This window comes from Pseudomonas sp. PS01303, assembly GCF_029959385.1.
GTDB lineage: Bacteria > Pseudomonadota > Gammaproteobacteria > Pseudomonadales > Pseudomonadaceae > Aquipseudomonas > Aquipseudomonas rustica.
Genome location: NZ_JASCPK010000018.1, coordinates 21,385 through 44,811, shown reverse-complemented (window position 1 = coordinate 44,811; position 23,427 = coordinate 21,385). Strand labels below are relative to the sequence as shown.

Sequence of the window (23,427 nt, the reverse complement as noted above, 5' to 3'; positions counted from 1 at the left end):
ATGACTCAGCTCGATAACCTGTCTCTGGTTCAGCGATTCATCCGTTTGCCGCTCGCCCAACGGCAAGCGTTTCTGCAAAAAATGCAGAGCAAGAACATGAGCTTTGCGGCGTTGCCGATTCCACCGGTGCGCGATGAGTTCGAGACGATTGGCTTGTCGTTCGCGCAGGAGCGTCAGTGGTTCCTCTGGCAACTCGACCCGCACAGCGCCGCTTACCACGTGCCGACGGCATTGCGTTTGCGTGGTGCTCTTGATCTGTCGGCGTTGCAGCGCAGTTTCGATGCCTTGCTCGAACGCCATGAAGTGCTGCGCACGGTGTTTGTCGATGGCGCGGACGGCCCGATTCAGGTAGTCCAGCCGCGACTTAACCTGCCGCTGACTCCGCAGGTGCTGGACACGCCGCCCGACGATGCAGGCCTCAAGGCGTTGATCGACGCTGAAATCGCCACGCTGTTCGAGCTGCAACAAGGCCCGTTGCTGCGGGTCAAACTGCTGCAAATCGCGCCGGATGATCATGTGCTGGTGCTGACCCAACATCACATTATTTGCGATGGTGCTTCGGCGCAGATCATGGTCGATGATCTGGTCAAACTCTACGCCGCGCACAGCAGTGGCCAGCCAGCCAACCTCGCGGCTTTGCCGATCCAATACGCCGATTACGCGATCTGGCAGCGCAAGTGGATGGAGGCCGGTGAGCTGGAGCGGCAACTGGCGTACTGGGCCGAACGTCTGGGCGATGGCGGCGAAGTTCTGCCATTGCCCACGGATCATCCGCGTCCGGCGGTGCAAAGTCATCGCGGCGCGCGTCTGGATCTGAGCATTGGCAGCGAGCTGAGCGAACGTCTGAAACAGTTGGCCCAGGGTGAAGGCATGACGTTGTTCATGGTCTTGCTGGCGTCGTTCCAGGCCTTGCTGCATCGCTACAGCGGTCTGGCGGATATCCGCGTCGGCGTGCCGGTGGCCAACCGTAATCGGGTCGAAACCGAAGGGCTGATCGGCTTCTTCGTCAACACCCAGGTGCTGGACGCTCAGGTGCAGGGCAACATGCCCTTCAAGGCATTGCTGGCGCAGGTCAAACAGGCGTCGTTGGGCGCGCAGGCGCATCAGGATCTGCCGTTCGAGCAACTGGTGCATGCCCTCGCACCGGATCGACAGTCGAGCCACAACCCGCTGTTCCAGGTGATGTTCAACCACCAGGGCGGCACGGCGGCGCAGGCGTTGCAACTGCCGGGGCTGCAAGTCGAAAGCCTCGACTGGAGTTCGCACACCGCGCAGTTTGATTTGACCCTCGATACACATGAGGCTGACGGCGCACTGGCAGCCACCCTGAGTTACGCCACCGACCTGTTCGACGCCGCCACGGTGCAGCGCATGGCCGGGCATTGGCTGAACCTGCTGCACGGCATCGTCGCCGACCCGCAGCAACGTATCGGCGAACTGCCGTTGCTGGACGCCAGCGAACAGCAACAGAACATCGCCGAGTGGAACCCGAATCCACGCAGCTTCCCGAGCGAAGCCTGCGCGCACCAACTGATTGCCGAGCAGGCGCGTCTGCGTCCCGATGCAATCGCCGTGCGTTTCAACGAGCAGACCCTGAGCTACGGCGAACTCAACCGTCAGGCCAACCGCCGTGCTCATCAGTTGATCGCCCTCGGTGTCGGCCCTGACGTGCTGGTCGGTCTGGCCGCCGAGCGTGGTCTGGAAATGATCGTCGGCCTGCTGGCGATCCTCAAGGCTGGCGGTGCGTACGTGCCGCTCGACCCGACCTATCCGCAGGATCGTCTGGCCTACATGATCGAGGACAGCGGCATTCAGTTGCTGCTGAGCCAGGCTGCGCTGGCCGGTCAATTGCCAGTTCCGGACGGCGTGCAGACCTTGTTGCTGGACAGCGATGTCAGCGCATTTGCCGACGCCGATCCGCAAGTGATGATGGCGTCATCGAACCTCGCTTACGTGATTTACACCTCCGGTTCGACCGGCAAACCCAAAGGCACGTTGCTGCCGCACCAGAATATTTTGCGTCTGTTCGAAGCCACCGAACCGTGGTTCGGTTTCGCCCCGACAGACGTCTGGAGCCTGTTCCATTCCTACGCCTTCGACTTCTCGGTGTGGGAGATTTTCGGTGCATTGCTGCACGGCGGCGAACTACTTGTGGTGCCGTACGATGTCAGCCGTTCGCCGCAGGACTTCCATGCGCTGCTGTGCGACGCCGGGGTCACCGTGCTCAACCAGACGCCGTCGGCGTTCAAGCAATTGATGCACGTGGCTTGCGCCGATTCGCGGGCGAATGCTTTGCGTTACGTGGTGTTTGGCGGCGAAGCGCTGGACGTGAAATCCCTGCGTCCGTGGTTCGAACGCTTCGGCGATTCGGCCCCGCAACTGATCAACATGTACGGCATCACCGAAACCACCGTGCACGTGACGTATCGTCCGTTGTCGATTGCGGATCTTGAGCAGGACGCCAACAGCCCGATCGGCGAGCCAATCGCCGACCTGTCGTGGTACGTGCTCGACGGCGAACTGAACCCGGTGGCCAAGGGCTGCATCGGTGAGCTGTACGTTGGCCGTGCCGGTCTGGCGCGCGGTTATCTGAATCGCGGCGACCTCACTGCACTGCGCTTTATCCCCGATCCATTCGGCGAGAGCGGGGCGCGTCTGTACCGCACCGGCGACCTTGCGCAATACCGCAGCGACGGCGTGATCGAGTACGTCGGACGTATCGACCATCAGGTGAAAATCCGCGGTTTCCGCATCGAGCTCGGCGAAATCGAAGCACGCCTGAATGCCCTCGATGCCGTGCGCGAAGCGGTGGTGTTGGCGCAGGACGGGCCGAGCGGACAGCAACTGGTCGGCTACGTGATTGCCGCGCACAGCGTCGACAACGAAGCCGATTTACGCGAGCAACTGAAAGCTCAACTCAAGGCCGATCTGCCGGATTACATGGTGCCGACGCACCTTCTGTTCCTCGAACAATGGCCGCTCACCGCCAACGGCAAGCTCGACCGCAAAGCGCTGCCGCAAGCGGACGCCAGTCAAGTTCAGCTGGATTACGTCGCGCCGCAAAGCGAGCTGGAACAACAGATCGCCGCGATCTGGCAGGACGTACTGAAACTTGAGCGTGTCGGCCTGACCGACAACTTCTTCGAACTCGGCGGCCATTCACTGTTGGCCACGCAAATGGTTTCGCGCATCCGCCAGAGCCTTGGCCTCAACCTGCAACTGCGCCAGTTGTTCGAAAACGCCAGCCTCAAAGCCTGCGTTGCCGCGCTGGAACAAACTCAAGTGGCCAAGCCTGCGAGCATCCCTCGGGCGCCGCGTGATCAAGTACAACTGCCATTGTCGTTCGCTCAGCAACGTCAATGGTTCCTCTGGCAAATGGAGCCGGCGAGCGCGGCGTATCACATTCCGGCGGCGCTGCGTATTCACGGCGCGCTGGATCTGAACGCGCTGCAACGCAGTTTTGCCGAGCTGATCCAGCGCCACGAAAGCCTGCGCACGACCTTCGTGCAGGTCGATGAACAAGCGTTCCAGGTGATTCATGCCGAACAGGCACCGATCCTGCTGCCGGAGATTCTTGACTGCACTTCGGGCAATGCTGCCGAGCAGACTCAGGCCTATGTGCAGCGCCAGATCAGCCAGCCGTTCGACCTGCAAAACGGTCCGCTGCTACGCGTCGGTTTGTTGCAAGTGGCGCGCGAAGAACATGTGCTGGTGTTGACCCAGCATCACATCGTCTCCGATGGCTGGTCGATGCAACTGCTGGTGCAGGAATTGATTCAGCGCTACGCCGCGTATAGCCAGGGGCACTCGGTCGAGTTGGCCGAGCTGCCGATTCAGTACGCCGATTATGCGGTCTGGCAGCGCCAATTGATGGCGGCCGGCGAGCGTGAGCGCCAGCTCGATTACTGGACTGGCGTACTCGGCGGTGAGCAGCCTTTGCTGGAACTGCCGACTGATCGTCCGCGTCCGGCGCGGCAGAGTTTTGCCGGCGCACGTCTGGCCATCGACCTGCCGCCGCTGCTCAGCCAGCAACTGCGGCAACTGGCCCAGCGCGAGGGCAGCACGCTGTTCATGCTATTGCTAGCCTCGTTCCAGAGCCTTTTGCATCGCTACAGCAATCAGTCGGACATTCGCGTCGGCGTGCCGATTGCCAACCGCAACCGGGTCGAGACTGAAGGCCTGATTGGCTTCTTCGTCAACACTCAAGTACTCAAGGCCGAGGTCGATCCGCAGCAGCGTTTCAGTGCTCTGCTGGCGCAGGTCAAACACGCCGCCATCGGTGCCGAGGCGCATCAGGATCTGCCGTTCGAACAATTGGTCGAGGCGCTGCGCCCGGAACGCAATCTGAGTCACAGCCCACTGTTTCAGGTGTTGTACAACCATCAGAGTGCCGGGCGTCAGGCCCTGCCGGCGTTGCCGGGGCTGGTCATCGACGCGCAGGATTGGCACAGCCAGACCGCGCAGTTCGACCTGACCCTCGACACTCTTGAGGCAGATGGCCAACTCAGCGCCGCACTGACCTACGCCACCGACCTGTTCGACGCCGCGACGGTGCAGCGCATGGCCGGGCATTGGCTGAACCTGCTGCACGGCATCGTCGCCGACCCGCAGCAACGTATCGGCGAACTGCCGTTGCTGGACGCCAGCGAACAGCAACAGAACATCGCCGAGTGGAACCCGAACCCGCGTAGTTTCCCGAGCGAAGCCTGCGCGCACCAACTGATTGCCGAACAGGCGCGTCTGCGTCCCGATGCAATCGCCGTGCGCTTCAACGAGCAAACCCTGAGCTACGGCGAACTCAATCGTCAGGCCAACCGCCGTGCTCATCAGTTGATCGCCCTCGGTGTCGGCCCGGACGTGCTGGTCGGTCTGGCTGCCGAGCGTGGTGTGGAAATGATCGTCGGCCTGCTGGCGATCCTCAAGGCTGGCGGCGCGTACGTGCCGCTCGACCCGACTTATCCGCAGGATCGTCTGGCTTACATGATCGAGGACAGCGGCATTCAACTGCTGCTGAGCCAGGCTGCGCTGGCCGGTCAACTGCCGGTGCCGGACGGCGTGCAGACCTTGTTGCTGGACAGCGATGTCAGCGCATTTGCCGACGCCGATCCGCAAGTGATGATGGCGTCGTCGAACCTCGCTTACGTGATTTACACCTCCGGTTCGACCGGCAAACCCAAAGGCACGTTGCTGCCGCACCAGAATATTTTGCGTTTGTTCGAAGCCACCGAGCCGTGGTTCGGTTTCGGCCCGAAAGACGTCTGGAGCCTGTTCCATTCCTATGCATTCGACTTCTCGGTGTGGGAGATTTTTGGCGCGTTGCTGCACGGCGGCGAACTACTTGTGGTGCCGTACGATGTCAGCCGTTCGCCGCAGGAATTCCATGAATTGCTCTGCGACGCTGGCGTCACCGTGCTCAACCAGACGCCGTCGGCGTTCAAGCAATTGATGCACGTGGCTTGCGCTGATGCTCGGGCGAATGCCTTGCGTTACGTGGTGTTTGGCGGCGAAGCGCTGGACGTGAAATCCCTGCGTCCGTGGTTCGAGCGCTTCGGCGATGCTGCCCCGCAACTGATTAACATGTACGGCATCACCGAAACCACCGTGCACGTGACGTATCGTCCATTGTCGGTGGCGGATCTTGAGCAGGACGCCAACAGCCCGATCGGCGAGCCAATCGCCGACCTGTCGTGGTACGTGCTCGACGGCGAACTGAACCCGGTGGCCAAGGGCTGCATCGGTGAGCTGTACGTTGGCCGTGCCGGTCTGGCGCGCGGTTATCTGAACCGTGGTGACCTCACCGCACTGCGCTTTATCCCCGATCCATTCGGCGAGAGCGGGGCGCGCCTGTACCGCACCGGCGACCTCGCGCAATACCGCAGCGACGGCGTGATCGAGTACGTCGGACGTATCGACCATCAGGTGAAAATCCGTGGTTTCCGTATCGAGCTCGGCGAAATCGAAGCACGCCTGAATGCCCTCGATGCCGTGCGCGAAGCGGTGGTGTTGGCGCAAGACGGGCCGAGCGGTCAGCAACTGGTCGGCTATGTGATTGCCGCGCACAACGTCGATAACGAAGCCGATTTACGCGAACAACTGAAAGCTCAACTCAAGGCCGATCTGCCGGATTACATGGTGCCGACGCACCTTCTGTTCCTCGAACAATGGCCGCTGACCGCCAACGGCAAACTCGACCGCAAAGCGCTGCCGCCAGCGGACGCCAGTCAAGTTCAGCTGGATTACGTGGCGCCGCAAAGCGAGCTGGAGCAACAGATCGCGGCGATCTGGCAGGACGTACTGAAACTTGAGCGTGTCGGCCTCAGCGATAACTTCTTCGAACTCGGCGGCGACTCGATCATCTCCATTCAGGTGGTCAGTCGTGCACGCGCGGCGGGCATTCGTTTCTCGCCGAAAGATCTGTTCCAGCATCAGACCGTACAGGCGCTGGCTTCGGTGGCACAGACCGGCACTGACCAGCAAGCAATCGATCAGGCCCCGGTTCAGGGCGCCGCGCTGCTGTTGCCGATCCAGCAAGCGTTCTTCGCCGAGGCGATTCCCGAGCGTCACCACTACAACCAGTCGGTATTGCTGAAACCGGCCAGCGCGTTGCAAGCCGAGCTTGTCGAACAAGCCTTGCAGGCCCTGGTGCAGCATCACGATGCCTTGCGTCTGTCGTTCAGCGAAAGCGCTGAAGGCTGGCGCGCCGAGTACCGTCAAGCGGCGTCGGAAAACCTGCTGTGGGTGCGCGAAGTCGCCGATGCAGCGGCGCTGGAAACCCTGGCCAATCAGGCCCAGCGCAGTCTGGATCTGCAAGCCGGGCCGTTGCTGCGCGGGGTGTTGGCGAACCTCGCCGATGGTACTCAACGGCTGTTGTTGGTGATCCATCACTTGGCGGTGGATGGTGTGTCGTGGCGGATTCTGTTCGACGATCTGCAAACCGCTTACAACCAATTGCACGCCGGGCAGGCCGTGCAACTGCCGGCCAAGACCAGTTCGGTCAAAGCCTTTGCCGAACAGTTGCAGGGCCACGCCCGCAGCGCTGAACTGCAAGAACAATTGGCCTACTGGCAGGCGCAGTTGAGTGACGTGCACGGCGACTTGCCGTGCCTCGATCCAGAGGCGAGCGCGCTCAATAGTCAGGCTGTCACCGTCGATACGCGACTGGACAAGCAACTGACCCGACAACTGCTGCAAGAAGCCCCGGCGGCGTATCGCACGCAGGTCAACGACCTGTTGCTGACCGCGCTGGCGCGGGTGATTTGCCGCTGGAGCGGGCACGCCAGCACCTTGATCGAGCTGGAAGGCCATGGCCGCGAAGAATTGTTCACCAACATCGACCTGACCCGCACCGTCGGTTGGTTCACCAGTATGTTCCCGGTGAAATTGACCCCGGCGGCTGACCTCGCCGATTCGATCAAGTCGATCAAGCAGGGCTTGCGCGCGATTCCCGATAAAGGCGTCGGTTTCGGTGCGTTGCGTTTTCTCGGTGACGACGCCACTCGTGCAGCGTTGCAGGCGCTGCCGCAACCGCGCATCACCTTTAACTACCTGGGACAGTTTGACGGCAGTTTCGATGAAGCGCAGGGCGCGTTGTTCAGCCCGGCCAGCGAAGGCGCCGGCGACGAGCAGAGCCCACTAACCACACTCGGCAACTGGCTGACCCTCAATGGTCAGGTGTTCGACGGTGCGTTGAATCTGGGCTGGACGTTCAGTCGTCAGCAGTTCGATCCGGCGCTGATCCAGCAACTGGCCGATGACTATGCCGCTGAACTGGCGCTGTTGATCGCGCATTGCTGCGAGCCGAGCAATCAGGGCATGACGCCGTCGGACTTCCCGTTGGCCGACTTCACTCAGGCGCAGCTTGATGGTCTGGCACTGCCGGCGCGTGCGGTGGATGACATCTATCCGTTGGCGCCGATGCAGCAGGGCATGTTGTTCCACAGCCTCTATGAAAATGGCAGCGGGCATTACATCAACCAGATGTGCCTGGACATCGAAGGCCTCGATCCACAACGCTTCGAAAATGCCTGGCAGGCCGCCGTCGATGCCCACGATATTCTGCGCAGCAGTTTTATCTGGCAGGGCAGCGAGCGCCCGCTGCAAGTGGTGCACAAACAGGTGCGCGTGCCCTTCACGTCGCTGGACTGGAGCGCTCGCGCCGATGTCACGTCAGCACTCGCTGAACTGGCTTCGGCAGAGCTGGCGCAGGGCTTTGATCTGGCCTGCGCACCGTTGTTGCGTCTGGTGCTGGTGCAGACCGGCGCGCAGCGTTATCACCTGATCTACACCCATCACCACATCCTGATGGATGGCTGGAGCAATTCGCAGTTGCTCGGCGAAGTACTGCAGCGTTATGACGGCCAGATCTTGCCGCGTCAGGCCGGGCGCTACCGCGACTACATCAGTTGGCTGCAAGGGCGCGATGCCAAGGTCAGTGAAGCGTTCTGGCTGGAGCAACTGCGCTCGTTCGAGGCGCCGACCCGTCTCGCCGAAACCCGTTTCGGTGTTGACGAAGCGGCGTTCGCCAGCAGCCACGCCAGTCACTACCACTGGTTGGACAAGGCGCAGACTCAAGCCCTGAGCGAATTCGCGCGTACGCAGAAAGTCACCCTCAACACCGTCATCCAGGCCGCCTGGCTGATGCTGCTGCAGCACTACACCGGGCATGCCACCGTGGCTTTCGGTGCGACCGTGTCCGGACGGCCGACCGAGCTCAAAGGCATCGAGCAGCAGATCGGCCTGTTCATCAACACCTTGCCGGTCATCGCCAGCCCTCGGCCGGAGCAAACGGTGTCGGCCTTGTTGCAACAGGTGCAGGCGCAAAACGTCGTCCTGCGCGAGCACGAACACACGCCGCTGTTCGAGATCCAGCGCTGGGCCGGGCAGGGCGGCGAGGGCTTGTTCGACACCTTGCTGGTGTTCGAAAACTACCCGCTGTCGGACGCGCTGCAAGCGCAGGCACCGTCAGGGCTGAGCTTCGGCACCGTGGACAATCAGGAACAGACTAATTTCCCGTTGACCCTGGCCGTTAATCACAATGACACCCTGAGTCTGCACTTTACTTATGCCCACGCTGCTTTCCCTACACACACCGTCGAGCGCCTGGCTGAGCAGGTGGCACACGTGCTCGCGCAGATGGTGAGCACGCCGGCCGGCCGCAGCCTTGGCGAGATCGACTTGCTAGGCGATGTCACGCGCACGCTGTTGTTGCGCGACTGGAACGCCACGACTGTCGCAACGGCCGAGCACCATCAGGTGCAGCAATGCATCGAAGCGCAGGCACGGCTGACGCCGGACGCCGTGGCGCTGGTGACCGAGCAGACCACGCTGACGTATGCGCAACTCAATGCCCAGGCCAACCGTTTGGCCCATGCCTTGATCGAGCGCGGCGTCGGCCCCGACGTATTGGTCGGTCTGGCGATGTCGCGTGGCGTGCAAATGGTGGTCGGCTTGCTGGCGATTCTCAAGGCTGGCGGCGCCTATGTGCCGCTGGATCCGGCGTATCCGCAGGATCGTCTGACCTACATGATCGAGGACAGCGGCATTGTCCTGCTGCTGACTGAAACCAGCCTGCAACCACGTTTTACCGATGTCGCAGTGACCACGCTGTTGCTCGATCAGCCGGCGCATTGGCTGGATGCTTACAGCGAGCGCGATCCGCAGGTGCTGATCGATGAGCACAACCTCGCCTACGTGATCTACACCTCCGGCTCCACCGGCCAGCCGAAGGGCGTGACCCTGCGCCATGGCGGCCTGAGCAACCACATGCAGTGGATGCAGGAATGCCTGCAACTGACGCCTGCGGATCGCGTCCTGCAAAAAACCGCGATCAGCTTCGATGCGTCGGTCTGGGAATTCTGGCTGCCGCTGATGAACGGCGCGCAACTGGTGCTGGCCTCGGCGCAATTCAATCTCGACCTGACCACGCTGTGGGCCGACGTCGCGCGACTGCGCATCAGCGTGCTGCAAATGGCGCCGTCGCTGTTGCAGGCGCTGTTGCCGCTGGCGAGCCGTGAACAACTGACCTCGTTGCGGCTGTTGCTGTGCGGTGGCGAGGCGCTCAGTGCGCACCTTTCACGTGAAGTGATGGCGCTGTTCGACGGTGAGTTGCGCAATCTCTACGGCCCGACCGAAGCGACCATCGACACCAGCAGCCACACGGTGCCGCGCACGGTCGCAGACGACGCGCGAATCATGCCGATCGGGCGCCCGATCAACAACGTGCGCACCTACGTGCTGGACGCGGCGCTGCAACCTTGCGCCATCGGTGCGACGGGTGAGTTGTACATCGCCGGTGATTCTCTGGCCCGTGGTTATCACCAGCGCGGCGCACTGACTGCCGAACGCTTTATTCCTGATCCGTTCGCCGGTTTTGGCGGTCGTCTGTACCGCACCGGCGACCTGGCGCGCTATGCCAAAGATGGCGTGATCGAGTACCTCGGCCGCATCGACCATCAAGTGAAGATTCGCGGCCTGCGCATCGAACTCGGTGAAATCGAAGCGCGCTTGCAAGCGCTGCCTGAAGTGCGTGATGCGGTAGTGCTGGCGCGGGAAGAGCTGAGCGGGCCGAACCTGGTCGCGTATCTGGTCAGCCACGACAACAACCTCGACGCGGCACCTCTGGCCGAACAACTCAAAGCGCAATTGGCCCGGCAGGTGCCGGATTTCATGGTGCCGACCCACCTGATCTTCCTTGACCAATTGCCGCTGACGCCTAACGGCAAACTCGATCGCAAGGCCTTGCCGGCACCGGACACCCGCGCGCATCAGTCGGTTTATCTGGCGCCGCAGAGCGAGCTGGAATGCAAGGTCGCGGTGATCTGGCAGGACGTACTGAAAATCGACCAGGTCGGGCTGGCTGACGACTTCTTTGAACTCGGCGGGCACTCACTCCTGGTGGTCAATGTGGTCTCGCGCCTGCAACTCGAACTGGGCCTGAAGCTGACGCCCCAACTGATATTCCAATTCCCGGTGCTGGGTGCGTTTGTCGCGCAACTCGAGCAGTCCGGCGAGCAAATGAGCACGTCGAAATTGAGCAAGCTTGAAGCGCTGCTTGATGAATTTGAGGAGGTTTGATGGACACCGCTGTCGCACAACGTATTGCCAGGCGCTTCATAACGCTGCCGCTGGAAAAACGTCGCCTGTACTTGCAGAAAATGCTCGAAGAGGACGTTTCCCCGGCGAACCTGCCGATTCCGCCTGTCAGTGCCGAGTTCGACACCTTGTCGTTGTCTTTCGCCCAGGAACGCCAATGGTTCCTGTGGCAGCTGGATCCCGAAAGCGCGGCGTACCACATGCCCACGGCCCTGCGTTTGCGCGGGCCGCTGGACGTGGCTGCACTGGAGAAAAGTTTCCATGCGCTGGTGGCGCGCCACGACAGTCTGCGCACCACTTTCGTGCTCAATGGCGAGCACGCCGTGCAGCAAGTCCACGCCGTTTCGCCAGTGCAGCTGCAAGCGCAAGTGCTGGCGCAGAGGCCGGACGACACGCAACTGCGCCACTTGATCGAAGAAGAAACCCGCCAACTGTTCGACCTGCAACAAGGGCCATTGCTGCGCACACGTCTGCTGCAACTGGCACCCGACGATCATGTGCTGATCGTGACCTTGCACCACATCGTCTCCGATGGCTGGTCGATGCAGGTGATGGTCGAGGAACTGGTCAAAGGTTACGCCGCGTTCATTCAAGGGCAGGCGCCGGTGTTGCCCGAGTTGCCGATCCAGTACGCCGACTATGCGATCTGGCAGCGCCACTGGATGGAGGCGGGCGAGCGTGAGCGTCAACTCGAATATTGGATCGCGCGCCTCGGCGGTCAGCAACCGGTGCTCGAATTGCCAACTGATTTTGCCCGCCCGGCGGTCATGAGTTATCGCGGTGCCCGTCTGGAACTGGACATCGACGCGGCGTTGGTCAGCGGCCTCAAGCAGATGGCGCAGCGCGAAGGGGTCAGTCTGTTCATGATCCTGCTGGCCTCGTTCCAGGCTTTGCTGCATCGCTACAGCGGTCAGAACGACATCCGCGTCGGTGTGCCGACGGCCAACCGTAATCGGGTGGAAACCGAGCGCCTGATCGGCTTTTTCGTCAACACCCAAGTACTCAAGAGCGAGGTCGACAGTCAGGACGCGTTCAGCGCATTGCTGCAGCAGGTCAAGCAGACTGCGCTGGGCGCGCAGGCGCATCAGGATCTGCCGTTCGAGCAACTGGTCGAAGCGCTGCAACCCGAGCGCAACCTCAGTCACAGTCCGCTGTTCCAGGTGATGTTCAATCACCAGACCCAAGGCCTGTCGACTGCAGCGCCGGTGGGCGGTTTGAAAGTCGAGGGTTTGCGTTGGGATAGCCACAGCGCGCAGTTCGATCTGACCCTGGAAACCGTCGAGCACAGCGACGGCCTGTCGGCGGCGCTGATCTACGCCACCGACCTGTTTGGCGCCGACACCGTTGCACGCATGGCCGGGCATTGGCAGAACCTGTTGCGCGGGATTGTCACCAACCCTGGCCAGTCCATCGGCGAACTGCCGCTGCTGAGCGCCGCCGAGTATCAAGCACAGCTCAACGACGGTAACCGCAGCGTCGCGCCGGCACCTGAAAAAGGCTTCGCTCATCAGCTGTTTGAAGCGCAAGCGGCGCGCACCCCCGATGCTCCGGCGTTGGTGATTGATGGCCAGCGCTTGAGCTACGCGCAGCTCAATGCCCGGGCCAATCAGTTGGCGCGCAAGCTGCAAACCCTTGGTGTGGCGCCGGATGTGCTGGTCGGCATTTCGGTCGAGCGCAGCCCGCACATGTTGGTGGGCCTGCTGGCGATCCTCAAGGCGGGCGGCGCCTACCTGCCGCTGGATCCGGCGTTCCCGCAGGATCGTCTGGCGTACATGATCGACGACAGCGGCATCGATTTGCTGTTGACGCAGAGCTCGCTGCTCAGCCACTTGCCCGTGCCGGACTCGCTCACCACGCTGGTGCTGGATCAAGAGGGCGATTGGCTCGACGGCTTCGCCGGCGAGGATCTGCCGACACGTCTGCACGGCGAACATCTGGCCTACGCGATCTATACCTCCGGCTCGACCGGCCAGCCGAAAGGCGTGATGGTTCGCCACGCTGCGTTGACCAATTTCGTCGTCAGCATGGCCAAGGCGCCGGGCATGGTGGCGCAGGATCGCGCGCTGTCGTTGACCACGTTCTCCTTCGATATTTTTGGCCTGGAAATCTATGTGCCGCTGATGGTTGGCGCCTGCATTGTCCTGACCGGGCAGGAGGTCGCGCAGGATCCGTACGCGGTGCTGGCGCTGATTGCTGCCGAGCAGGTCAACGTGGTGCAAGCAACACCGTCGACCTGGCGCATGCTGCTCGATAACGAAAACGCCGCGCAACTCCGCGGTTGCAAGTGCCTGTGCGGTGGCGAAGCACTGCCTCAGGAACTGGCGGTGCGCATGCTCGCCCTCGGCGGTGAAGTGTGGAACCTCTACGGGCCGACCGAAACCACGATCTGGTCGGCGTTGCATCCGCTGCGCTCGCAAGATGCACAACCGTGGCTGGGCGGGCCGATCGACAACACCTCGCTGTACATCGTCGGCGCCGATTTGCTGCCGGTGCCTTATGGCGTGGCCGGTGAGTTGCTGATCGGCGGTGAAGGCCTGGCGCGCGGTTACTTCCAGCGTCCGGCGCTGACGGCCGAACGTTTCGTACCGCATCCATATGCCGCGACGGGCGAGCGTCTGTACCGCACCGGCGACCTCGCACGGCAGCGTGCCGACGGCATCATCGAATACCTCGGCCGCATCGATCATCAAGTGAAAATCCGTGGCTTCCGCATTGAATTGGGCGAGATCGAAGCGCGTCTGCTCGAACAGGACGCCGTGCGCGAAGCCGCCGTGCTGGCCCAGGATGCGCCGGGTGGTCAGGCGCTGGTGGCCTACGTTGTGCCAAGTGCTGATCTGAGCACACTGGATGCCGACGCACAAAGCCGTTTGCGCGACAGCCTCAATGCACGCCTCAAGATCAATCTGCCGGATTACATGGTGCCGGCGCACATGGTGCTGCTGGCGCGGTTCCCGCGGACGCCGAACGGCAAGCTCGATCGCAAACAGTTGCCCAAACCCGATGCCAGTCAATGGCGCAAAACCTATGTGGCGCCAGAGACGCCGGTGCAACAGGCGGTAGCGGCGATCTGGGCCGAGATTCTCAAGGTCGAGCGCGTTGGCCTGAGCGACAACTTCTTCGAATTGGGCGGTCATTCGTTGCTGGCCACGCAAGTGGTGTCGCGCATCCGCCAGCAACTCGAGATTCAAGTGCCGCTGCGCCTGCTTTTCGCCCACAGCAACCTGCAAGGGTTTGTCCAAGCGATGGACTCGGCGTCGACCGAGCAGGAATCGGTGATCAGCCGCGTTCCGCGAGAACAGCCGCTGGCCTTGTCTTTCGCGCAACAGCGGCAGTGGTTCCTCTGGCAACTGGATCCGACCAGCAGCGCTTATCACATCCCGGCGGCGCTGCGCTTGCGCGGCGTACTGGATCCAGCGGCGTTGCAACAGAGTTTCGATGCGCTGGTCGAGCGTCACGAAAGTTTGCGCACCCGCTTCGTGCTGGACAACGAACGTCCGGTACAAATCATCGAGGCTGCGGCAGTCGTGACCATTGTGGTTGCATCGGCCGATGCCGCGCTCGACGCGCAAGGCCTGCGCGGGTTGATCGAAGCCGAAACCCGGCAACTGTTCGATTTGCAGCGTGGGCCGCTGCTGCGGGTCAAACTCCTGCAATTGGCCGCTGACGATCACGTATTGATCCTCACCCAACACCACATCGTTTCTGATGCCTGGTCGATGCAAATCATGGTCGATGACCTGATGCAGCTGTATGCCGGTTTCAGTCAGGGTCAACCGGCTGCGCTGACGCCGTTGCCGATCCAGTACGCCGATTATGGCCACTGGCAGCGGCAATGGCTGGAGGCGGGGGAGCAGCAACGGCAACTGGATTACTGGACGGCGCAGTTGGGCGGCGAACAGCCGATTCTTGAATTGGCCACCGATCATCCGCGTCCGGCACAGCAAAGCTATCGCGGTGCGCGTCTGCCGATCAGCCTGGAACCGGCACTGGCTGAAGGCCTCAAGCGTTTGGCCAAAGAGCGCAACACCACGCTGTTCATGTTGTTGTTGGCGAGCTTCCAGACCCTGTTGCATCGCTACACCGGGCAAAACGATATTCGCGTCGGTGTGCCGATCGCCAACCGTAACCGGGTCGAGACCGAGCGCCTGCTGGGCTTCTTCGTCAACACTCAAGTGCTCAAGGCTGAGATCGACGGCAACCTGCGTTTCGACCAGTTGCTTGATCAGGTCAAGCAGCGCGCATTGGGCGCGCAGGCGCATCAGGATCTGCCATTCGAGCAGTTGGTGGAATTGCTCGCACCCGCTCGTAACCTGAGTCATACACCGTTGTTCCAGGTGATGTTCAACCATGCCAGCGATGCGCGTCGCGCCGTTTCGACGTTGCCAGGCCTGAGCCTCGAAGAACTGACCTGGGACGCCGGCACCGCGCAGTTCGACCTGACGCTGGACACCTTCGAGTTCGATGAAGGCATCAGTGCGGCGCTGTCGTATGCCAGCGATCTGTTCGAACCTTCGACCATCGCTCGTCTCGGCGAACATTTCCTCAACCTGCTGCGCGCTATCGTCGCGCAGCCGACCCGACGCATTGGCGAACTGCCGATGCTCGACGCGGCGCAGCGCCGAGTGATCGTCGAGGACTGGAACCACACGTTTGCCGACTACCCGAATCAGCAGCCGGTGCATCATCTGATCGAAGCGCAGGTCGAGCGTGATCCGCACGCGGTGGCGCTGGTGTTCGAAGGGCAATCACTGACTTACCGTGAGCTGAACGAGCGGGCCAACCGTTTGGCCCATGCCTTGATCGCACGGGGCATCGGCGCGGATGTGCTGGTGGGCATTTCGCTGCATCGCAGTCTGGAAATGGTTATTGGCTTGTTAGCCATTCTCAAGGCTGGTGGCGCTTACGTGCCGCTGGATCCGGAGTACCCGACGGAACGTCTGGCGTACATGATCGATGACAGCGGCATTCAGTGGCTGCTGACTCAGCAGGCGCTGCTCGACACCTTGCCGATTCCCGATCGTGTGCAGACGCTGTTGCTCGACGCCGATGACGCGTGGCTGGGCGACGCTGCCTCAAGCAATCCGACGCCGGCGCTGACTGCTCAAAATCTGGCGTACGTGATTTACACCTCCGGTTCTACCGGCAAACCCAAAGGCGCCGGCAACAGCCACGGCGCGCTGACTAACCGTTTATGCTGGATGCAGCAGGCCTATGAGCTGCGCGCTGGCGACAGTGTGCTGCAAAAGACCCCGTTCAGTTTTGACGTGTCGGTGTGGGAGTTTTTCTGGCCGCTGATGACCGGCGTACGTCTGGTCGTCGCGGCACCGGGCGACCATCGTGATCCAGCGAAACTGGTCAGCCTGATCGAGCGCGAAGCGATCACTACCCTGCATTTCGTGCCATCGATGCTGCAAGCGTTTGTCCTCGATGCCCATGTCAGCCGCTGCACCAGCCTCACTCGTATCGTTTGCAGCGGTGAAGCGCTGCCGGTCGATGCGCAGCAACAGGTCTTCGCCAAGTTGCCGAATGCCGGTTTGTATAACCTCTACGGCCCGACCGAAGCGGCCATCGACGTGACCCATTGGACCTGCCGCGATGAAGGTCGCGATGCGGTGCCGATCGGCGAACCGATTGCCAACCTGATGACCTACATTCTCGACGCCGAACTCAATCCGGTGCCGAGCGGCGTCAATGGCGAGCTGTACCTCAGCGGCCTGGGCCTGGCGCGCGGCTACCACCGTCGTCCGGAATTGACCGCCGAACGCTTCGTTGCCAGTCCGTTCGTGGCCGGCGAGCGCCTGTATCGCACCGGCGATCTGGCGCGCTATCGCCCGAACGGTGTGATCGATTACATCGGTCGCATCGACCATCAGGTGAAAATCCGTGGTTTCCGTATCGAGCTGGGCGAAATCGAAGCGCGCCTGCTGGAACATGACGCCGTGCGTGAAGCGGTGGTCGTCGCGCAGGACAGCCGCAGCGGCAAAGTCCTCAGTGGTTATGTCGTCGCCACGGAATTTGACGCGACGGACTGGCCGTCGATGCGCGAAACCCTGCAGGCGCATTTACGTCAGACCCTGCCGGAACACATGGTACCTGCGCACTTGACCCTGCTGCAGAGCATGCCGCTGAGCCCCAATGGCAAGCTCGACCGCAAGGCACTGCCGGCACCTGACGTGGGTGAAGCCCAGCAAGCTTTCGTCGCGCCGATCAATGCGATCGAAACAGCGTTAGCGCAGATCTGGCAAGCGGTGCTCGGCGTGGCTCAAGTCGGTACGGCAGACAATTTCTTCGCCCTCGGTGGCGACTCGATCAACTCGATTCAAGTGGTCAGCCGCGCCCGACAGCAGGGCATAGGCCTGACCCCGAAAGACCTGTTTTTGCATCAGAACATTCAAGCGCTGGCCCGCGTGGCCACGGCGACTGAGGATGCGGTGATCGACCAAGGCCCGGTCACCGGCGACAGTCCGCTGGTGCCGATGCAGCAGTGGTTTTTCGCCAGTGATATCCCGCACCGCGAGCACTGGAACCAGTCGGTGATGCTAACGCCGCGCGAGGCGCTGAACGTCGCGCACTTGCAGCAAGCCCTCGCAAATGTAGTGGCGCATCACGACGCTTTGCGTCTGCGTTTTGTGCAGGCGAGCAATGGCGCCTGGCAGTCCAGCCATCAGGCGCTGGCCGAGCAGGTGTCGGAAATCTGGCAACGCTCAGCCGAGGGCGCTGACGAAATCGTCGCCATCGCCGATGAGGCCCAACGCTGTCTCGATCTGCAAAACGGCCCGTTGTTGCGCTGCACATTGATTGCCGTGCAGGACGGCAGCGAACGTCTGCACTTGGCGATCCATCACCTGGTGATGGACGGTGTGTCCTGGCGCGTGCTGCTGGAAGATTTGCAGAATGCTTATCGTCAACTCAGTGCCAATCAATCGGTGACGTTGCCGGCAAAATCCACGGCGTTGAAAACCTGGGCCGAGCAGTTGCAGGCTTACGCGCACAGCGAAACGCTGAACAAGGAACTCGACTATTGGAGCCGTCAACTCGATCAGGCCTTGCCGGAGTTGCCGCGCAGCCGTCCCGAGGGTAGTCAGGCGTCGGTGCATGGCCGTTCGGTCAATACGCGTCTGGATGCCGAGCAGACCCACCGTCTGCTCAAGCAGGCGCCGTCGGCGTATCGCACGCAGGTCAATGACCTGTTGCTCAGCGCCCTGGCGCAAGTGATTTGCCAGTGGACGGCGCAGCCGGCGTGTCTGGTGCAGCTTGAGGGGCATGGTCGCGAAGAGCTGTTCGATGGCGTCGACCTGAGCCGCACGGTGGGCTGGTTTACCAGCCTGTTCCCGGTGTTGCTGACCCCGGCGAAACAGCCAGCCGAAGCGATCAAACGCATCAAGGAACAACTGCGCGCGGTGCCGGAAAAAGGTCTGGGCTATGGCGTGTTGCGCTACCTCGGTACGGACGCTGTCCAGCAACGTCTGGCGCAATTGCCGCAAGCGCGGATCACCTTCAACTACCTCGGCCAGTTCGACCAGAGCTTCGATGAGCAGGCACTGTTTGTGCCGAGCGAAGAGGGCAGCGGGGCCGGGCACGGCGACGACGTCGCCTTGAGCAACTGGCTGACCATTGATGGCCGGGTGTTCAACGGACAGTTGTCGCTGGACTGGACGTTCAGCCGCGATGTCTTCGACGAAGCGGTGATTCAGCAACTGGCCGATGCCTACGCGGTAGCGCTGGAGCAATTGATTGAGCATTGCTGCACCCAGGAGCACTTGGGCCTGACGCCGTCCGACTTCCCGCTGGCGCGTCTGACCCAGCCGCAGCTGGATCGTCTGCCGGTGCCCGTGGCGCAGGTGGAGGATATTTACCCACTGTCGCCGATGCAGGACGGCATGTTGTTCCACACCTTGGCCGACGACAGTTCCGGTTTGTACATCAACCAGATCAGCCTGCCGGTGCACGGTCTGGACACCGAACGCTTTGCACAGGCGTGGCAATACGTGATCGGCCGCGAAGACATTTTGCGCACCAGTTTCCACTTCCCGGAAGGCTCGAATACCCCGGTGCAGATCGTCCATCGTCAGGTGGAGTTGCAACTGACGGTGGAAGATTGGCGCGTGCGAGACATCAGTGAAGCCGCCGTCACCGAACGAGCGACCGCCGATTATCTGGCCGGTTTCGACCTCAGTCAGGCGCCATTGCAGCGCGTCTTGCTACTGCGTCTGGAAGACGATCGCTACCAGATGATCTGGACCTGCCATCACATCCTGATGGATGGCTGGAGCAGTTCGCGGTTGTTCGGCGAAGTCATGCAGTTCTACAGCCACGGCCAGGTGCAGGGCCGTAATGGCCGCTATCGTGAATTCATCGAGTGGCTACAACGCCAGGATCAGGGTTCGCTGGAAAGTTTCTGGCGCAGTCGCCTCGAACCGCTGGAGCAGGCGACGTCGCTGAATCAGGCGATGTTCCCGCGGCATGTCGAAGAACTGCCGGGGCACGAGGCGATTTATTCACGGTGGGACGCGGCGCAAACCGCGCGTTTGCAGCAGGCTTGTCGTGCCTTGCAAATCACCCCTAACACGTTGATTCAGGGGGCGTGGTTGCTGTTGCTGCAACGCTTTACCGGGCAGAACACCGTGGTATTTGGCGCGACCGTTTCCGGTCGCCCGGCCGGTTTGGCCAACGCCGACAATATTCTTGGCCTGTTCATCAACACCTTGCCGGTGATCCAGACCTTGCGGCCGGAACAGCCGCTGGATCAGTGGCTGCAGCAACTGCAGGCTTACAACACCGATATTCGCGAGTTTTCCCATGCACCGTTGGCGGACATTCAGCGCTGGTCGGGGCTGGGCGGGCAGGGCTTGTTCGACAGCATCATCGTCTTCGAGAACTACCCGATCGACGAGCGTCTTAGCGAGCAGCAGGACAGCGGTCTGAGCTTCGGTGAGTCACGCAATCATGACGTGACCAATTTCCCGATGGATCTGGCAGTCAATCTCGGCGAGCAGCTGTCCATCGAGTATCTGTTCCTGCGTAACGCCTTCAGCCTTGAGGCGGTGGAAGACATCCGTCGCACGCTGGAAGACACCCTTGAAGCGATGATCGCCGCGCCAAGCGTGTGCCTGGGCAACCTGCAGCGTTTGTCCGCGCAACAATGGCAAGCGTTTGAACAATGGAGCGCAGCGCCTGAGGCGAGTTATCAGGCGCAGTTGCTGCCCGAATTGATTGCCCGCCATGCGCAGTCGCGGCCCGAGGCCACGGCACTGGTCTGCGGTGACGCTACGCTGAGTTACGCTGAACTGGAGCGTCGCGCCAACCGTCTCGCCCATCGTCTGATCGAACTGGGTGCCGGGCCGGAAGTGGTTATCGGGGTGGCGCTGGAACGTTCGGTCGAGATGGTCGTGGCGTTGCTGGCGGTGATGAAAAGCGCTTCGGCGTATGTGCCGCTGGACATCGATTATCCGCCGGAGCGTCTGGCGTTCATGATCGAAGATTCGGCGATGGCGCTGCTGCTCACCCACACGCAGGTGCAAGATCGCTTGCCGGTGGTCGAGGGGCTGGCGCGTCTGGCTATCGATGAATTCGACGACAGCGCTTACCGCGACACACCTCCGGTCAGCAACTTGCTCGCGGGCAATCTGGCGTATCTGATTTACACCTCCGGCTCGACCGGAAGGCCGAAAGGCGTCGCGGTGGCGCACGGGCCGATGAGCATGCATTGCCAGGCCATTGCCGAGCTATACGACATGGACGAGCGCACCCGTGAGCTGCATTTCATGTCGTTTGCCTTCGACGGGGCCCACGAGCGCTGGCTGAGCACGCTGTTCAGCGGCGGCACGCTGGTCATTCGCGACGCCAGTTTGTGGACACCGGAGCAGACCTTCGAGGCCTTGCATCAGCACGGCATCACGATTGCCTGTTTCCCGCCGGCCTACCTTAAACAACTGGCCGAATACGCTGCACACAGCCAATTGGCGCCGCCGCCGGTGCGCGTATATTGCTTTGGCGGCGACGCGGTGCCGGATCAAACCTTTGAGCAAGTGAAAGCCGCGTTGCGTCCGCAATTCTTCACCAACGGTTATGGCCCGACCGAAACCGTGGTAACGCCGATGCTGTGGAAGGTGCCGGTCAGCGAACGCTGTGAAGCGGCGTATGCGCCGATCGGTCGTGCTGTCGGCGAACGTGCGTTGTACGTGCTCGACGAAGATCTCAATCCGCTGCCGCCGGGCATCGCCGGCGAGCTGTACATCGGCGGCCAGGGTATCGCCCGTGGCTACTACCAGCGTCCGGATCTGAGCGCCGAGCGTTTCGTGCCGGACCCGTTCGGGCCGCCGGGCGATCGGCTGTACCGCAGCGGCGATCTGGTGCGCCAGCGTGCCGACGGTGTGCTCGATTACGTCGGGCGCATCGACCATCAGATCAAGGTGCGCGGGTTCCGTATCGAACTCGGCGAAATCGAAGCCAGTCTGCGTCAGCTCGCCGACGTCAGCGATGCCTTGGTGATCGCCCGCGACAGTGCCTCGGGTAAACAACTGATCGGTTATGTGGTGACGCCGCAGGGTGTGGCCATCGGTGATCGACTCAAGTCCGAATTGCGTGCGCAACTGCCGGACTACATGGTGCCGGCGCAGGTGATCTGTCTCGCCGCGCTACCGGTCACGCCGAACGGCAAACTCGATCGCCAGGCCTTGCCGGAACCCGAGTTCAAGGGCGCGGAATATGTGGCCGGGCGCACCCGTGACGAGCAACTGCTGGCCGAGGTCTGGGCCGATGTGTTGCAAGTCGAGCGGGTGGGCATTACCGACAATTTCTTCGAACTGGGCGGCGACTCGATTCTCAGCCTGCAAGTGGTGTCGCGGGTGCGCAACCACGCGGAGCTGAAGATGGATCTGAAACTGCGCGACCTGATGCGTGGACAGACCATCGAAGCGATTTTCGAACAGCGTTCAAGCGCAGTGTCCAGCGTGGTGGAAGACGTGACGCAGGTGGCGGCCGAAGGGCAGTTCAACCTGATTCCGATCCAGCAATGGCTGTTCGATCAACGCATGAGCGAGCCGCATCACTACAACCAGGCGCTGATGTTGCGTGCGCGGCAAGCACTGAATTTGCCGGCGCTGGAAATGGCCCTGCGCGCAATGATGCAGCAGCACGACGCCCTGCGTCTGCGCTTCAGCGATGTCGGCGGGTGCCATTATCAGCATTACCAACCGCTGGCTGAAATGCAGGCGCAGTGGGCCAACCAAGCGTTGCTGTGGCAGCACGAAGTGGCCGACGAAGCCGAACTGGAACTGTATGCCGAGCAGGTGCAACGCAGCCTCGATCTGCACAATGGGCCGGTCTGGCGCACGGCGCACGTGACGTTGCCTGATGGCGAAAGCCGTGTGCTGATGGTCATTCATCACTTGGTCATCGACACGGTGTCATGGCGTTTGCTGTTGCAGGATTTGCAGGTGGCTTACGAGGCGTACAGCGCCGGTGGTTCGCCGAACCTGCCGATTCGCACCAGCAGCTATCGCGCCTGGGCCGAAGGTTTGCAAGCCTACGCAGCGGATTATCCGCCGGAGGAAAAGGCCTGGTGGCTGGCGCAGATCGACCAGCCCGGCAGCGAGTTGCCGTGCGATAACCCGCGCGGCAAGAATCAGGTGCAATACCAGTCGGTGGCGCATTTGGGCTTGTCGGAACAACACACCCAGCAACTGCTCAAGCAAGTGCCGGCGGCGTATCAGACGCAGATCAACGATGTGCTGCTGGCGGCGCTGAGCCGGGTGCTGTGCCGCTGGAGTGAGCAGTCTTCGGTGCTGATTCAGCTTGAGGGCCACGGCCGTGAAGATCTGGTCAAGGACATCGACTTGAGCCGCAGTCTGGGCTGGTTCACCAGCATGTTCCCGGTGCGCCTGATGCCCGGCGTAAACGCCGACATCGGTACCTCGGTGCGCGCCGTGCAGCGGCAATTGGCGGCGGTGCCAAATAAAGGTCTGGGCTACGGCGTGCTGCGTCACATGAGCGGCGGGGCGATGGCCGAGACCTTGAGTCAGGCACCGCAGGCACGCGTGACCTTCAACTATTTGGGGCAATTCGACCAAAGCTTTGACGACAAAGCCATGCTGGTGCCGGCGGCAGAAAGCTACGGCAGTTGCTACAGCCCGCATGCTGCGCTGGGCAACTGGCTGGAAGTGGTCGGTCAGGTGTACGACGGGTGCCTGGCCTTGCGCTGCATCTATAGCACTCGCCGTTACCGCGCCGAGACTGTCGAGCAACTGATGCGCGAGTATCAGGCGGAACTGGAGGCGCTGATCGAGCACTGTGTCGCACAAGCGGCCTAAGTATTGGCCCTGATCCATCGTTATA

Annotated in this window: 2 protein-coding genes; both read left to right on the top strand. The window is 61.8% G+C overall.

Going from position 1 to position 23,427, the window contains the following annotated elements:
- Positions 1–11,073 (top strand): non-ribosomal peptide synthetase, encoded by an 11,073-nt coding sequence (locus tag QMX93_RS08520; protein ID WP_282354580.1) that lies wholly within the window; start codon positions 1–3, stop codon positions 11,071–11,073.
- Positions 11,073–23,402 (top strand): non-ribosomal peptide synthase/polyketide synthase, encoded by a 12,330-nt coding sequence (locus tag QMX93_RS08515; protein WP_282354578.1) that lies wholly within the window; start codon positions 11,073–11,075, stop codon positions 23,400–23,402. The genes QMX93_RS08520 and QMX93_RS08515 overlap by 1 nt, the downstream gene beginning before the upstream one ends.
- Positions 23,403–23,427 lie beyond the last annotated feature (25 nt).